This window comes from Streptomyces sp. NPDC102437, assembly GCF_044765565.1.
Lineage (GTDB): Bacteria > Actinomycetota > Actinomycetes > Streptomycetales > Streptomycetaceae > Streptomyces.
Window position 1 is genome coordinate 190,742 of the sequence record NZ_JBIWKI010000014.1, and the last position, 15,675, is coordinate 206,416.

The window sequence follows — 15,675 nt, forward strand, 5'->3', positions numbered from 1 at the left end:
CCTCCTTACGCGCTTCGGGGTAAACCCGCAGGATGATCCCGGTTACCGAAGAGAACCTACCGGAACGGGAAGACCCTGATGATCCTGGTTACTGGCGCCACCGGTGCCCTGGGCACGCTGATCGCCGAGCGACTGGCCGGCCGTGACGACACCGTCCTCGGAACGCGCGCTCCTCAGCAGCCACAACGACTGCCTGTCCGCCACATCGACTTCGACGAGCCAGGCACGCTCAGCAAGGGCTTCGAGGGTGTGGATGTGCTGCTGCTGATCTCCGCGGGATACGGCGAGGACGACACCGTCATAGCCCGGCACGGAGCCGCTGTCGACGCCGCGGAGAGGGCCGGTGTGGGGCATGTCGTGTATACGAGCCTGACCGCCGACGGCGATCATCTCCCTTACGCCCTGCCACACCGTTGGACCGAGCGTCGGCTCCAGGAGACCGACATGAACTGGACGATTCTGCGCAATGGCCTGTACGCGGAGTTGCTGGGTGGCCTCGCGGCGCCGACAGCCGACGGGCGGATCACTGCGCCGCTCGGCGAAGGCCGGCTGGCCGCCGTCGCACGGGCGGATCTGGCCGACGCCGCGGTACGTGTGACGACAGAGGCGCCCGCCCATGCGCGACGTATCTACGAACTCGTCGGCGAGCAGGCCGTCGGAGGCGCCGACCTGGCCCGGACGCACGGGCCGCACGTCACCTATGAGCCGGAGACACTCGCCCAGGCCCGCGCGCGCGTCGCTGCTTCCGGCGCCGAGCCGTTCCAGATACCGATGCTGGTGGGCACCTGCTCCGCCATCGCGGCCGGGTTCATGTCCCGTACCGGTGGCGACCTGCGCCAACTGCTGGGCCGCGCACCCCGCTCCGCGCTCGCAGCAGCCTTCGCGTAGCCCTGGCGCACAGCGATCGCGCAGCCAGGAAAGTCCAAATCGCCGGTATCGGGTGGCCGGTGGCGTGGTCGGGGCGACGGGCCGAGCTCGATGGTTCCAGGCGAACCGCTACCTTGCGGGAGCCAAGGAATTCGATCGACCAATCGTGCGGGGTGTCTATGGTGGCCATTGGTGATGACGGGCCGGCGGCCGAAGTGGTGCGGGCGGCCGCGGGCCGGCTGCGCGGCGGCGTCGCCGGTCCCCGGCGGAACGCCGTGGCCGAACTGGCCCGGCTCGGCGACGAGCATCCGGCCCTGCGGCCGGACGTGGCGGAGGCGCTCTGCGCGTTCGTCCGCGAGCACCTGGCCAGGGACGAATCACCGGCGGGCGGCAGCAATCATCCGGCCGGACCGGACAGCGGCGACGATCCGGCCGGGCCGGAGGTACGGCGAGCGGCGCTCGCCATGCTCGCCGACCGGCTGCGCCCCGTACCGGACGCAGCCGGGCCGGACACCGCCCGCTGGGACGGCATCGCGGTGGACCTGACCGGCGCGGTCGTGGACGGCATCGACTTCACCGGCTGCCGGTTCGCCCGGGCGACCTTCGCCGACTGCCTGTTCCGTGGCACGACCATGTTCGAGGGCGCGCGATGGGCGGGCGACGCGGTGTTCGCGCGCGCGGTGTTCTCCTGCGATGCCGGCTTCGCCGGCGCCCGGTTCGGCGAGGAGGCCGTCTTCGGACGGGCCCGGTTCCACGGCCGGGCCCGGTTCGACGGTGCCTGCTTCGACGGGCTCGCATGGTTCGGCTTCGGCGAAGAGGGTTTCTGGGAGGACGAGAGCTGGGCGGATCTTGACGACGACGCCTTCACGCAGATGTTCGGGCCGACGACCGTGATCCCCTGGAGCGAGCCGAACGAGGCCGACCCGCACTGGCCCGATGCGTACCTGATGGGCGAGTACCAGTCCTGGGAGGAGGGCGGGGACGGGGCGTTGTTCCGCGGTCCCGCGTCGTTCCGCGGCGCGCACTTCCGGGACGCCGCGTGGTTCTGGAAGGCGAGGTTCGGCGCGGCGGCGTCGTTCCGTGGTGCGCGCTTCGACTCGCAGGTGTACCTGGACCAACCCGCCGCCGACCTCACCGACGCCCGTGCCGCGACCGCCGACCTCGAACAGCGGTGGCCGTTCGGCTGGACGGCGGTGCCCGACGACGACGGCCCGGCACGCCTGACGACCGACGCCGCTGTCGCCCCGTACACCCACCAGTTGGCGGCAGCCGAGGCGCCCGTACGGCTGGTCGGGCTGGGGATCCTGGACGCTCTCGGCGACGCCCGGCCCGATTTGCGCGACGGGATCGTCACCGCGGTCTGCGCGTACCTGCGGATGCCGCTGCCGTTCCCGGCAGGTGCCGCGGACCTCGACGACGAACAGCGGGCCGAACTGGCCGTACGACAGGCGGCGCAGAACCTGCTCACAACGCACCTGCGGCCGGCGGACGCCAACCGGTTCTGGCCGGACGCGAAGCTGCCGCTCTCCGGCGCCACACTGGTCGACCTCGACCTGAGCGGCTGCCGGCCGGCCCACGCGGACTTCACGGGCGCCCAGTTCCACGGCGCCACGCGGCTCGACGATTGCCTTTTCACCGGCGGCGCACTGCTCCGCCTGCCCGACGGCGGCGGTTCCGCGACGTTCCACGGGCCGGTCCGCCATGACGGCGCCGACCTCGGCGAGGAGCACTTCGCCCCCGGGCTGCCCCGTCGGTACACCGCCCGCGCCACACTCGAATCGCTGCTCGCGGCCCGCACCGCGCCGTGACCGCTCCACCGGTCCGGCACCGGCGGCGCGGACTCGCCGACGGGCACCGGGCCGGCCGGCTGCAACCACCCCCGACGGGATCAGGCCCCCCGTTACGGTGACAGGCATGTCTGACACCGACTTCTGGACCCTGCCTCCCGACCGTATGACCCGGGGCAGCGGCAGCCGCTACGAACTGACCGTCCTCCACCCGCCGTTCACAGTGGACGCCGCCGAACTTCCGCCCAATGCCCGGGACCGGGCCGCGGAGTTCGCCCGCTCCCTGGAGACGATCGACGACATCCTCGAAGACCTCGGAACCCGTAAGCAGAGCGAATCGGTCACGGTCTCCACCAGGTCTGATCTGGACGTCGTCCAGGTGGGGGCGTGGGGGAACGTCATGTCGATCTCCGACCCGGCCTTCGCGGACGACGGCAACGACATGCCGCTGCTCGCGGAGGCCACCCGGCTGCGTGAGCGCTTCCCCGACGCGCGGATCGTGGGCCGGGTGGAGGTGCACTGTGGCGCCGATCACACCGAAGACCTCGTGTGGCTGCCGGACGGCACCATGTTCCATGCCTGCGGCTGGCCCGGTGACGAACCGTTCGTCGTGACCGGCGACCCGCAGGCGGTGATGTCCGCCCTCGGAATCACCGAGGAAGTGCTCGAAGAGCTCGACGTGTACTTCGACCTGGGCGACGACCCGAACCAGAACGACTGGGGCGCCCTCGCCACGGCATGCCTCGGGGGCGCGGACCCGTGGGGAAGGTCGGATCTGGACGCCTCCTCGCTTCGGGTGCGGCACAGCGAGCACGCGACCAGCCATATGGAAGGCCTTTACTTCATCGGCTGAGCAGCTCTCAACATCCAACGAGATCGGCTTGGTTGACGCGCCGACACGCGCCTGTCCGCCTTCTTGCGCGGTGGTGGACCGGCCTAGGATGCAAGGGCGGCGCGTACACGTCACGGGGGCCCATACGCGCCGCCCCTACCCCTCAAGGCCCCACTCATGAGGGAAGATCACACTTGAACAGAGCACTGCGCATACCCGAGCGGTGGCGTCTGGCAGGCCGAGTCCTGGCCGCTTTCGGGATCGCTTCGGCGATCACCGTGACCGGCCTGCCCGGCATCGGGACCGACACCGCGAGCGCCGCGCCGCGCGCCGTCTCGGCCCGGATCAAGCCGGGCGCGAAGCGCTGCGACGTGAAGAACCTGGGAAGCAAGTACCAGAGCACGCCGAAGAACTCGGGGTTCCCCAACGACCCCACCGGCTCGAACTTCTCCGCCTGGCAGGGCAATCCGAAGAACTTCAACTACGACCTGCCCGGCAAGGCGTACGACGGGGTGAAGCCCCCGACCGCCGCCGACAGGACGCAGGCCCTGTCGAAGATCCCGGGCGATACGGAGAAGAACTACAAGGAGTGGCAGAAGGCCGCGGACAAGTCCGGTGACCCGGAGGACCGCAAGTTCGAGATCTACGCCCGGTACTTCCACAACAAGGAGGGCCTGAGCTTCGAGCACTGGTTCGAGCACCGGTACATCCGCAACCAGACCAACAACCACAAGGGATCGGCGTTCGAACGCCAGCTCGTCCGTGACTTCCGCCTGGTCGGGCCGGACTGGCTGTGCGAGGTCACCGTCGAACTCATCGACGCACAGGGCAACGTCGTCGAGACGCGCCGGTACGACGCCTACAACCAGCGCACCAAGGAGTTCAACGAGTTCAAGTCGAACTCGGAACTGACGAACAAGCAGCTCGGCAAGGACCGGAAGATCGCCCGGTTCATGCCGGACCACAAGTTCCGGTTCACCGGCGCGAAGGCGTTCACCACGGGCCAGCGCAAGAAGATCGACAACCTGAACAGGTACGTCAACCGGCTGCGTCCCGGCCAGACGAACCAGGTCCGCGGCAACCAGCGGATCTACAACCCCGTCCCGCGGACCAAGCCGATCAAGGGCTACTCCGACTACCAGCGGTGGTTCGCCCCGGGCTGCCAGGGCGGCCAGGGCAGGACGCAGCCCGCGGCCGTCTCCGCCTGCGGCACCCGCGGCCCGCTGAACGACCGGATCAACGGCTCCGGGAAGAACCTCGAACAGGCCAAGAGGATCCAGGCCGACGCCCGCCGGCTCGACACCCGGGGCACCCTCCCTCGCGGCGGCCCCGGCGGCGTCGACTTCACCACTCTGGAACTGCGCTACGTAGGAGGCCTGGGCAAGGGCAAGGGCATGCAGTACTCCATGCGTGCCGACCAGATGCCCGACCCCGACGAGAACCCCGGCTTCGGTGGCGAGGCGCGCATGCAGCTCTCCTCCGACGCCCTGTTCACCTGGCTCGCACTCACCCCGGAGAAGTTCTGGGTCAACCTCAACCCGGACGAGCCCGACCGGGTCATGGACGCCGAGTTCGGCAAGACCGACGCGGGCCGGGTCCTGCTCGAAGCGGACCTGGAGATGAAGCACGACTTCTCCGAAGCTCTCAACCCCGACAAGCACGCCGGCGCCAAGCGGTACTGGGACACCGCACCCCGCCAGAACGGCATGCCCTGCTTCCCCGGCGTGCGCATGTGGATCGAGCCCAAGCCCGCCCAGGTCCGCGAGCAGGACGGCGGAATCTACATCCTCGACGCACCCCTGAAGGTGTCCACCCAGTGGCTGGACGTCGAGTGGCAGGCACCAGGATCCACCGAGTGCAAGGGCCTGACCGACGAGCAGAAGCACGCCATCGAGGCCAGCGTCCGCACGAACGTGATGCCGCTGGTGGAGGACCGGGTCAACACCGACCCCGACTACGCCGACCTGCGCGCCGTCTACACCGCGCGCGTCGCCGCCGAGTACATCCGCCAGCAGGACGCGAAGACCGCGACCGACTTCCACAAGATCATCGACTCGAACGACGTCTCCGCGTGGCCGCTGCGCGCGCCCAACGAGAACTGGACCCGCGAGGACGTCCACAAGCGCTACATGGACTCCATAAAGAAGGGCATCGAGTGGTTCGAGCTGGAGTACGGCGGCAAGGTCTACAACCAGGGCGTCGGCGGCGTGGACTTCTCCAAGCAGCCCAAGCAGAACATCTCCCGTACCCGGTTCAACGTCGAGCACCGCACCCTGGACACCACCACCAGGACGTCCCTCCAGTCCGATGACGTCTCCTACCGGGACACCGACACCCTCTACCTCGGCGGCGGCAGGATGGCGGCCGGTGAAGGCGAGGATCCCGAGCCCGAGCCCACCCCCACTCCCACGAAGCCTGAACCCGGCCCTTCCAAGCCGGGTGACGACCCGTCGACCCCGACCCCGGCCCCGACCGGCGGGAACACCCAGCCGCCGGCGAACAAGCCGGACCCGCACGGCGGCCTCGCCGACACCGGCTCCGACACCCCGATCGGGCTGATCTCCGGCATCGCCGCGGTAGTCGTCGCCGCCGGCGCGGCCCTGGTGTGGTGGATGCGCCGCAGGCGTCAGGACGCCACCGGCTGAACCGGCCGACGGCGATTCGCCCGCTGAACACGACAAGGGCTCCACTCCCGAAAGACGAGGGGGGTGGGGCCCTTCCCGTACGGGCTCGGCTCGACGACGGCGGAGGCAGCCGCCGCACCACCCGGCAGCAGCCCTCAGCGAGGTTCGTCGCCTTTCCCGGTGACGGCGATGATGCGGTCCCGGCGGTCGGTGCTGGACGGGCGGCGCTCGGCGAGGCCGGCCTGCTCCAGGGCGTCGACGGTGACCACCATCGTGGCCTTGTCCATGTCGCCGATCTCCGTGAGCCGGGCCGTCGGCTCATGACGACGGCCTGAACATCCCTGGCTGCATTTGATCGTTGAAGACTCTGATCCAACCGCCCCTTCGGCCATAACTGGCCGTTTCACAGGCGGGCAACAACTCATACACGCATTGGCGTCACACTGATGGACCATGCCCCACTCAAGCACCACAGCCAACAGCATCAGCCGCCGGTATCTGCTGGCCGCCTCGGGCGCCCTCGCATTCACCGCCGCCTGCGGATCCAACACCGGCCGTGCAGGCGGAGCGGGTGACCGCCCCGCCCTCGACCACTGGTACCACCAGTACGGCGAGGCCGGGACCGAACAGGCGGTGAAGCGATATGCGGCCGCGTACCGCAAGGCGAATATCACGATCGAGTGGCGGCCCGGCAACTATGACCAGCAGACTGCCGCAGCACTGCTGACCAAGAACGCACCGGACGTCTTCGAGGGCAGTCCGACCCTGGACCAGATCCGGGGTGGTCAGGTCGCCGATCTCACCGACCTCCTGGACGGGGCACGCGATGACTTCAACCCCGCGGTCCTCACCCCCAAGACATACAAGGGCAGGATCTACGGCATCCCGCAGGCCATCGACATGCAGATGCTCTATTACCGAAAGAGCCTGCTGGCCGAGGCCGGAGTCCGGCCACCGCAGACCCTCGACGAACTGGCCGACGCCGCAAAGGCCCTGACGACCAAGGATGTCAAGGGCCTCTTCCTCGGCAACGACGGGGGAGCCGGCGTGCTCGGCGCCACCCCGCTCCGGGCCGCAGGCCTGGAACTGGTGACCCCCGGCGGAACGGTCGGATTCGACGACCCGCAAGCCGCCAGGACCCTCGGCAAACTGCATCGGTTCCACCAGGACGATTCCCTGCTGCTCGGAGCCCCCACCGACTGGTCCGACCCGTCCGCGTTCCTCCAGGGCCTGACCGCCATGCAGTGGACGGGACTGTGGGCCCTCCCCCAGATCGAGAAGGCGCTGGGCGACGACTTCGGCGTCCTGCCCTTCCCCGGCGACGGGGCACACGGCAGGCCCTCGGTACCGGTCGGCGCCTACGGGGCGGCCGTCAGCGCGCGCAGCAGCCACATCGACGCGGCGAAGGCATACGTGAAGTGGCTGTGGGTGGAACGGAGCGACTACCAGGAAGACTTCGCGCTGTCCTACGGCTTCCACATCCCCGCCCGGATCTCGCTGGCGAAGAAGGCAGCCGGACTCGCCAAGGGCGCGGCGGCCGAGGCCGTCCGCTTCACGACCGAACACGGCTACGCACAGCCGCTGTTGTGGACCAGCAGGAGCCAGAGCGCCTACCAGGACGCCCTGAGCCGGATCATCACCGAAGGTGCCGACCCGGACGCCCAGATCAGATCGGTCGTCGCGACGGCGAACGCCGAGCTGAAGCGGGTGCGGTCATAGCCACGCAGACACCTGAGGGCACCGGGCGGCCGCTGGGACGGCGACTGCTGGGTCCCCAGAACCGCTACCTGTGGTTCTGGGTCTTCGTCGGCCCCTTCGCCGCCGGGCTCGCCCTCTTCACGTACGTACCACTGCTGTGGAGCGTGTGGCTCAGCTTCTTCGACGCCCACAACACGGTGACACCGACCGACTTCGTGGGCCTGGACAACTACGCCGAGATCCTCGGCGACCCGTCCTTCGTCTCCAGCCTCGTCACCTTCGTCGTCTTCTCGCTCTTCATCGTTCCGGCAACCTACTGGCTCTCGCTCGCCCTCGCTCTGATGGTTGCCAGACTGCGCTTCGCCCAGGCGTTCTTCCGGTCGGTCTTCTTCCTGCCGACCGCCTGCTCCTACGTCGTCGCCGCAATGATCTGGAAGCTGTCGATCTTCAACGGGGTACGGTTCGGGCTGGCGAACACGGTGCTGGGATGGTTCGGTGGCTCGGACATCGCCTGGCTGTCGACCACCAGCCCGCCCTGGTACTGGCTGGTCATCGTGACCGTGCGCATGTGGCTCCAGGCAGGCTTCTACATGGTGATCCTGCTGGCCGGACTCCAGCGAATCCCGCGCACCCTCTACGAGGCGGCGGCCGTCGACGGAGCGCGCCCCGGCTGGCAGGTCTTCAGACACATCACCTTCCCGCAGCTGCGTGCGACCTCCGTCGCCGTCGTCCTGCTCCTGGTGATCAACGCCTTCCAGGCCTTCGACGAGTTCTACAACCTGCTGTCGACGGCACGCGGCTACCCGCCCTACGCCAGGCCACCCCTGGTCTACCTGTACTACGTGGCGCTGGGACAGGACCAGAACCTGGGCCTCGGCAGCGCGGGCGCGGTGATCCTCGCACTGATCATCGCGGTCGTGGCGGTGGTACAGGCACGCTGGTTCGGTCTCGGACGCCGGGAGGACTGACGTATGCGACAGCACCCGACGGATCGAACAACGGGGCTCTCCATGGCCCATGCCCTCCGACGGCTCGCGCGCGGACTGCGGCTCGTGCTGCTCATCGCGCTCGCCATGCTCTTCCTCGTCCCGTTCTACCTGCTGGTGCGCAACGGCCTGGCCACCGAAGCGGACATCACCGGCGCTGACTGGACGTTCTTCCCGCACAGCCTTCAGTGGGGCAACCTGCGGGAACTGTTCAACGACAGCAATGTCCCCATGCTGCACGCCCTGTGGAACTCGGCCGTGATCGCCGTCCTCACGACCGTCGGCACCCTGCTGCTCGCCTCGCTGGCCGGATACGGGCTGGCCCGCATCGAGTATCCCTATGCGAGCCACGTCTTCTACGCGTTCCTGGTCACCCTGATGATCCCGGCCGCCGTCACTTTCGTCCCGAGCTTCGTCCTCGTCTCGTCGCTCGGCTGGGTCTCCACCCTGCGCGGACTGATCGTCCCCACCCTCTTCAGCGCGTTCGCGGCCTTCCTCTTCCGGCAGTACTTCCTCGGCTTCCCCCGGGAGCTGGAGGACGCGTCCAGGGTTGACGGGCTCGGCTACTGGCGTACGTACTGGCGGATCGTCGTCCCCAACACAAAGCCGGTCTTCGCCGCCGTAGGGGCGATCGTCTTCATCGGCTCGTGGAACTCGTTCCTCTGGCCGCTGGTGATCGGCCAGCAGCGTGACGCCTGGACCGTGCAGGTCGCGCTCGCCACCTTCACCACGGCTCAGACGGTCAACCTGCATGAGCTGTTCATCGCAGCCGCCGTTTCGATCCTGCCCCTGCTGGTCGTCTTCCTGGTGCTCCAGCGCCACATCGTCGCGGGCGCGGAGCGCTCCGGCATCGATGAATGATCAAGAGCCCGGGCGCCGGTGCGGACCATGGTCCGCACCGGGGTCAGCGGTCGGCGATGTCCTCGCGGAGGCCGTCGGAGAATTCCCACCACGACAGCGACAGCCAGTCGCCGTTGATGAGGACGTCGACAGTTGCGCCGCGACCCCGGACTGTCACTGTCGTTCCCGGCGGGTAGTCGGTGCCGGACAGGCAGTCGGGCTCATGGCCGCCTACGTGGCCCTGTTGGGCGGCGCGAAGAAGGTCTTCGTCGTGGACCGCGTTCCCGAGCGGCTGGAAAAAGCGCGGGAGATCGGTGCGATTCCGGTCAACCTTGCCGAGGGCCACCCCGTGGAGCAGATCAAGGACCGGACCGAAGGCATCGGCACGGACCGCGCTCTCCCGTTCGGCCGGGAGCGGGCACCTCTCGCCGCCGATGGCGCCTGGGCCGCGGCCACATCCAGCTCCGGCCCATCGCGTCCGCGCGACCTGCCGCGGGGGAGGAGCGGGACCCCGCCCTCCTCGGACCGGCTACGGGACAGCCCACCTGGTGCCACCGCCACGGGATACCCCAAACTGGCCCGCATGGATTGGTTGCCGCTGCTCTCCACCCTGGCCGGCGCCGCAATCGGCATCGTCGCCACTCTCATTGCCGACCGGAATCGGTGGAAGCGCGAGGATGTCAAGGAAGCCCTTCGGCTGCGGCTCGACATCTACACGCAGTACACCACCACCGTGAAGGTCCTCGGCGAGACCCTGCGCGCCCTGGCCGATCGAGAGCACCCCTCCAACGACGAGCGGGCGCTTGCGCTGCGCGATGCCTTTCGGGATTCAGGTATAGGCATCGCGTCAGAACGGATGTGGCTCATCGCGCCCGAAGGCGTCGTCAAGGCGTCCAACAGCGTGTTCCACTGCCTGCGACGCATCTGCGACGGCTACATCGACGGCACTGCGGTCAGCAGTCCGGAGGACCGCTCCCGCTGGGAGGCGCGCGGCAAAGCAGCCGCCGAGATGCGCAAGCTCATGCGCGAAGATCTCGGCGTCGGCCCACTCACCGAACGCCACAGCCCCCTTCTCAACGACTAGGGTCTTTCGTTTGGATCAGGCCGGATCAGGGAGCGGGGTCCGGTGCCGTGGGTTCGGTGGGTGCCATCGTCCACGCGCGACAGTCGAGGCCGGCCGGAACCCCCAGCTGCGAGGTGTGGATTCGGGCGAAACGGTCTTCGTCCAGGAACCAGGGGTTGTGGACCCCGGCACCGAACCCTCAGGTATCCAGGGAACGCGGTGGCGCTCCATCAGAAACCCCGCAGAGGCCTTGAGCCAGGCGTCATCGTGTCCATGGAAGTAGGGGCAGTACAGGTTCAGCAGGGAAGCACCCAGCCCGGTAGCCAGGTCCCGGCGGCGTCCCGGCAGGCCGTCGTGGCGGCGAGGTGGGCGCGGAGGGTGGCCAGCGCCGGGTGGGGGTTGTCGCGGTGCCAGAGGAGCGAGTGCGGGTAGACGGGCACCGGGTCGGTCACCAGGATGCGGCGCAGGCCGTGATCGGCGGGCCAGATGAGGCGGGTGTGCTCGCCCATGAAGGTCGCCAGAGCCGGAGTGCCGGAGATGGTGTCGAGGAGCGCGTCGGAGCCGAAGTTGGGACCGGTCACCTCGATGGTGAGGCCGAACTCGGCGACGAGGTCGTCGTAGTAGGCGCCCCACTCGGTACCGGGGGCGATGCCGGGCATCCAGATCCGGTGCCCGGTGAGCTGGGCGACGGTCACCGACCGGGCGCCCGCCAGTGCGTGGGCGGGGCCGGTGAGGAGCTGGAGCGGCTCGTCGAGCACCCGGACGGACTCGATGTCCTCGGGAAGGGGCCGGCCGGGCGCGGCGACGGCGCGGAAGGTCGCATCGATCGCACCGGAGCGGATGGCGGTGATGGCCGTCTCGATGTCGAACAGCATCATCACGTCGAGGTCGATCTCGGGGTGTGCGCGGTGGAAGCCGCGCATCAGGCCCGACTGTGCGCTGCGCGAGGCGATCACATCGACGCGCAACGGACGGCGATCGGGGCGCACGGACGCGCCCGCACGCTCGGCGACGCGCAGCAGCTCCCGTGCGTGGGGCAGGAACGCCTGCCCATCGATGGTGAGCTCGGCGCCGCGTGGGGCACGGGTGAACAACCGCACGCCGAGGGTGCGCTCCAGCGCGGCGATGCGTTTGGAGACGGCCTGCTGGGTGATCGACAGGTCGGCGGCGGCCTTCTGGAACTGGCCTGCTTCCGCGACGGCGACGAAGGTACGTATGGCTTCGAGATCCACGCCTACCCACCTTACTGAACAACGGATGGTTGTGAATCGCTGGCAAGTCAGTTGTTTGACCTGCTGCAGACCTGCCCACTTAGCTCTCCTCGGTCAACGTCGGATTGTTCGGGTGGGACTTCGCGGGAGGCGCTGAGCATGGTGGGCCGGAGACGGTTGGGCCGCCAGTTCGGCTGGCTGTGGGCGTCGTATGCGGTGAGCGCGTACGGGTCCGGGCTGGGGTTCGGGGCATTGCCGCTGCTCGCTGTACTCGTGCTGCACGCCGGCCCCGCCGAGGTGTCCGCGCTGTCCGCGGTGGGGCCTGCGGTGGGGGCGTTGATCGCGGTGCCGCTCGCACCGTGGGTGGAGTTCCGGCGCAAGCGCCCGGTCATGATCACGATGGATCTGGCCCGGTTCGCCGCCATGGCGACGATCCCGGTCGCCTACGCCATGGGTCGGCTCGGTTTCGTCCAGCTGCTCGTGATCTCGGCCGTGATCGCCGCAGCGAAGATCGCGTTCAACGCGGCCAGTGGTGCTTACCTCAAGGCCCTCGTCCGACCGGATGACCTGCTCGTCGCCAACGCGCGGTTCGAGTCCACGAACTGGAGCTCCATCGCGGTGGGGCCACCGCTCGGCGGAGCGGCGATCGGCCTGTTCGGGCCGGTCACCACCGTGGTGGCCGACGCGCTCAGCTACCTGCTCTCCGCACTGGGCATCACCGCGATCCGCGGCCAGGAGGAAGCGCCGCGAACGACCGACAAGGGCCCGGTCCGGGCGGGCGCACTGCTCGACGGCTGGCGGCACATCATGGGCCACCCCGTTCTGCGGCCGCTCTACCTCAATCAAATGCTCGTCGCCGGTCTGATCATGGCCACCGAGCCGGTGCTGGCCGTGCTCCTGCTTCGCCGGCTCGGGTTCCCACCCTGGCAGTACGGCCTCGCCTTCGCCGCCCCTTGCCTCGGCGGACTCATCGGCTCGCGGCTGGCCCACCGTGTCGTGGCCCGTTTCGGACGGCACTGGGTCTTCCGGACCGTCGGCACTCTGCGCGCCATCTGGCTGATCGGCCTGGCCTTTGTCCGTCCCGGCGTCGTGGGCCTCGTCACCGTGATGGCCGTCGAGCTCGCGATCATCATCAACATGAGCCTGTACAGCCCGGTGCTCGCCACCTACCGGCTCGAACACACCCCCAAGCATCTCGTCGCCCGTACCCTGACGGCCTGGTCGATCGGTCAGCAGGCGTCCATCGCCATCCTCACCGCGCTCACCGGCCTGCTCGCCGATCTCACCAGCCCCCGCACCGCTCTCACGGTCGCGGGACTGCTCATCCTCACCAGCCCGCTCCTGCTTCCCCGGCAGGACCGGACGTCGCAGCACGAGCCGGAACCGGCCCGCAGCGACTCATGACACGCCGCAACCCACCGCTGAGGCCCCCAGGCCACCGCAGCCGGTCCGCCGACGCGCGTCCGCGCCGACCTCGCACATCACCGGTATCGAACTGCAAACCGCCGGCCCGCTCGGTCCGGACGCGGCCCCGCCACCCTGGACCCCGCCGCCCGCACCGTGTACTTCCTCGTACCAGCCGGCACAAGGTCGCGAAGCGCCGGCGGGTCGCCGCCGGGCCCTCGTGCGTGGCGGCGGTCAGCCTTGTCGGCGGAAGTCCAGCATGTAGAAGACCTTGTCGTAACGGCGTTCGTCGACGGCGACGAAGTCGGGCAGACGGCCGTATTCGGTAAAGCCCAGCGACCGGTAGAGGTGCAGGGCACTGGTGTTGTCGCCGCGGGCGTCCAGAGTGAGGACCTCGATGCCCATCTTCCGGGCGTCGGCGATCAAGGCAGTGGTCAGCGCCCGACCGACGCCACGACCATGGGCGGTAGCATCTACCGCGATCTTCTCCAGATCGGCGTGTGGCCGATGAGTCGGTCGGGTGTAGCGGAGCCAGTACCCCACCCCGACAAGCCGACGGCCGAGGTAAGCGGCACGCAGGGCCGCATCCCCGGTCGACACCGCAGAGACGACGTGGCCGAGAAGTTCCGCCACCTCGTCCCGCGAGGGTGGTTCGACCCAGCCCAGCGCGGCACCTCCACGGACCAGGTCCGCCAGGATCTGGTGGACCGACTCCATGAACCGGGCCTCCAGTTCCGGATCGGAAGTCAGCTCCATGGCGTCAAGGACGGCGGGCTCAGTGGCCGCACCGCTGGTCACGGCCGGATTCATGACCAGCAGCCTAAGGGCTGTCGTCGCACGCCCACCAGGGATAGATCGGTCGGCGGCTTCTGACGGGTCGCGGAGGCGGGATTGCTGTGAGAGATGAATCCATCCGTGCTTCTGTGCGCCCCGCCGTGTGGCCTCACTGCGGGCTTGTCCTGGGGAAGGTGGAGGGCAGCGGGGTCGATCGGCCGGGTCGGCCCGGCGGCGCCAGCCCATTTGGTGGGCCGCCCGGAAAGCGAGGAGTTGGACATGAGCAATCCATCGGCCCGGGAGGTCGGTGAATGGTACGACCGCTTCGGGGGCCTGTACGGCCTGACCATGGGCGACAGCATGCACCTGGGCATGTGGACCGACGGCGTGCGGACGGAGGCGGGGGAGCTGACGGCCGACGAGATGTGGGAGGAACTCACCCGGGCCCAGGACTCCTGGACCGGCACCCTCATCGACGTCATCGGGCTGCTGCCGGGACAGCGGATGCTGGACGTCGGCTGTGGTACAGGCCGGCCCACCGTGCGGATCGGCACCGAGTCGGGCGCGAGCGTGCTCGGCGTGACGGTCAGTGCCGCGCAGGTCCGGGCCGGCCACGACCGCGCCTCGAAGGCGGGACTGTCCGACCGCGTCACCTTCGAACAGGCGGACGCCATGGCCCTGCCCCAGGAGTCCGAGACCTTCGACGCCGCGTGGGCCATCGAGTCCTTCGCTCACTTCTCCGACCGCCCCGCCGCGATCCGCGAGGTTCGGCGGGTGCTGCGGCCCGGGGGCCGCTTCGTCCTCGCGGACTGCTACGAAGCCGTGCCCTTCACACCCGAGGAAGTGCAGCTCTTCCAGGCCGCGTTCGCTCTCTCCCGCCTCCCCGCCGGACCCGAGGACTACTCCCGCATGCTCGGCGAGGCCGGCTTCACCGTCCAAGGCACTCGCGACATGTCCCGGGAGTTCAAACCCACCTACGAGCTGATCCCGCGCCTGTTCGCCGCAAGGCGCGCCCAGATCGCGGCGCTGGTGGGCACCGACGCGATGGAGCAGCTCGACACCGTCTACCCGCACATCCTCGCGCTGTGCCGGGACAAGATGGGATACACCATGGTCAACGCCGTGAAGTCTCCCTGACGGCGGCCGGTCGCGCCCCGACTCCCGGGTTCGCCCGGGACGACCAGTCCAGCCGGGCACGGGTGAACCCGCGTACGGCCGGAGTCCCGCAGCAGGCCATCCAGTCAGCGACCGGGCGTCGTCTCCCGGGTGGCCGCAGCCGGTATGAGGTCTGCGGGCTTGCATACAGCGTCAGTCCGGCCAGCAGCAGGTATTTGCCGCCGATGCGGTCTGAGAGCCGTCCCGCGAACGGCCCGACGGTCATCGACACCAGAGAGGACGGGGCGAGCACCTTTCCGGCCTTGATCGCGCTCATGTGCAGTACCGACTGCTCTTCTTGTGCTGCGCAATTCGGTCGCGGACATCTGAAGCCGCGCCGCTCACCCCGCTCTTCGGGCACCTGACCTCCGTGGCGTTCAGCGCCGAGGCCACCGGAGGGTGTGCTCGGCGGGCTGCTGGAGACTGCCATTGAC

12 protein-coding genes and 2 pseudogenes are annotated in these 15,675 nt (G+C 69.1%); 10 read left to right on the forward strand and 4 right to left on the reverse strand.

Annotation, left to right across the window (positions count from 1 at the left end; genetic code table 11):
• Window positions 1-78 precede the first annotated feature (78 nt).
• The 4 genes from ACIRJP_RS20225 to ACIRJP_RS20240 all read left to right on the forward strand — a co-directional run bounded on the left by ACIRJP_RS20225 (window position 79) and on the right by ACIRJP_RS20240 (window position 6,131).
• A complete protein-coding gene (locus ACIRJP_RS20225) occupies window positions 79-888 on the forward strand; it encodes an NAD(P)H-binding protein (RefSeq protein WP_404175746.1) in 810 nt (269 codons plus the stop codon).
• Window positions 889-1,049: 161 nt separating this feature from the next.
• Window positions 1,050-2,675 carry a pentapeptide repeat-containing protein gene (locus ACIRJP_RS20230; RefSeq protein WP_404175749.1) on the forward strand — a complete coding sequence of 542 codons (1,626 nt, stop codon included), beginning with the start codon at window positions 1,050-1,052 and terminating at the stop codon, window positions 2,673-2,675.
• A 106-nt stretch (window positions 2,676-2,781) separates the two neighbouring features.
• On the forward strand, window positions 2,782-3,507 hold the full coding sequence (locus ACIRJP_RS20235) for a DUF6333 family protein (protein ID WP_404175752.1): 726 nt from the start codon (window positions 2,782-2,784) through the stop codon (window positions 3,505-3,507).
• A 173-nt stretch (window positions 3,508-3,680) separates the two neighbouring features.
• The gene (locus ACIRJP_RS20240; RefSeq protein WP_404175755.1) at window positions 3,681-6,131 is read left to right on the forward strand and encodes a hypothetical protein; all 2,451 of its coding nucleotides are present in this window, start codon (window positions 3,681-3,683) and stop codon (window positions 6,129-6,131) included.
• Between the two features lie 149 nt (window positions 6,132-6,280).
• Here the strand turns inward: ACIRJP_RS20240 and ACIRJP_RS20245 are convergent.
• Window positions 6,281-6,421: pseudogene (locus ACIRJP_RS20245) on the reverse strand (MarR family transcriptional regulator); the annotation flags it as partial.
• A 142-nt stretch (window positions 6,422-6,563) separates the two neighbouring features.
• Here ACIRJP_RS20245 and ACIRJP_RS20250 point away from each other — a divergent pair.
• The 4 genes and pseudogenes from ACIRJP_RS20250 to ACIRJP_RS20265 all read left to right on the forward strand — a co-directional run.
• On the forward strand, window positions 6,564-7,829 hold the full coding sequence (locus ACIRJP_RS20250; protein ID WP_404175759.1) for an ABC transporter substrate-binding protein: 1,266 nt from the start codon (window positions 6,564-6,566) through the stop codon (window positions 7,827-7,829).
• The gene (locus ACIRJP_RS20255) at window positions 7,826-8,776 is read left to right on the forward strand and encodes a carbohydrate ABC transporter permease (protein ID WP_404175844.1); all 951 of its coding nucleotides are present in this window, start codon (window positions 7,826-7,828) and stop codon (window positions 8,774-8,776) included. Before ACIRJP_RS20250 ends, ACIRJP_RS20255 begins: the two co-directional genes overlap by 4 nt.
• Before the next feature lie 42 nt (window positions 8,777-8,818).
• The gene (locus tag ACIRJP_RS20260) at window positions 8,819-9,655 is read left to right on the forward strand and encodes a carbohydrate ABC transporter permease (protein WP_404175762.1); all 837 of its coding nucleotides are present in this window, start codon (window positions 8,819-8,821) and stop codon (window positions 9,653-9,655) included.
• Between the two features lie 175 nt (window positions 9,656-9,830).
• A pseudogene (locus ACIRJP_RS20265) lies at window positions 9,831-10,034 on the forward strand (zinc-binding dehydrogenase); the annotation flags it as partial.
• Between the two features lie 959 nt (window positions 10,035-10,993).
• Here the strand turns inward: ACIRJP_RS20265 and ACIRJP_RS20270 are convergent.
• Window positions 10,994-11,929 carry a LysR family transcriptional regulator gene (locus ACIRJP_RS20270; RefSeq protein WP_404175765.1) on the reverse strand — a complete coding sequence of 312 codons (936 nt, stop codon included), beginning with the start codon at window positions 11,927-11,929 and terminating at the stop codon, window positions 10,994-10,996.
• 138 nt (window positions 11,930-12,067) lie between these two features.
• On the opposite strand from ACIRJP_RS20270, the gene ACIRJP_RS20275 reads away from it, so the two are divergent.
• A complete protein-coding gene (locus ACIRJP_RS20275; protein ID WP_404175768.1) occupies window positions 12,068-13,312 on the forward strand; it encodes an MFS transporter in 1,245 nt (414 codons plus the stop codon).
• 234 nt (window positions 13,313-13,546) lie between these two features.
• On the opposite strand, the gene ACIRJP_RS20280 is transcribed toward ACIRJP_RS20275, so the two are convergent.
• Complete coding sequence (locus tag ACIRJP_RS20280; protein ID WP_404175771.1) at window positions 13,547-14,122, reverse strand: GNAT family N-acetyltransferase; 576 nt, start codon at window positions 14,120-14,122, stop codon at window positions 13,547-13,549.
• A 243-nt stretch (window positions 14,123-14,365) separates the two neighbouring features.
• On the opposite strand from ACIRJP_RS20280, the gene ACIRJP_RS20285 reads away from it, so the two are divergent.
• Window positions 14,366-15,223 carry a methyltransferase domain-containing protein gene (locus ACIRJP_RS20285; protein WP_404175774.1) on the forward strand — a complete coding sequence of 286 codons (858 nt, stop codon included), beginning with the start codon at window positions 14,366-14,368 and terminating at the stop codon, window positions 15,221-15,223.
• Here the strand turns inward: ACIRJP_RS20285 and ACIRJP_RS20290 are convergent.
• A complete protein-coding gene (locus tag ACIRJP_RS20290; protein WP_404175777.1) occupies window positions 15,201-15,518 on the reverse strand; it encodes a hypothetical protein in 318 nt (105 codons plus the stop codon). The two genes, ACIRJP_RS20285 and ACIRJP_RS20290, sit on opposite strands and share 23 nt — an antisense overlap.
• Window positions 15,519-15,675: the final 157 nt, after the last annotated feature.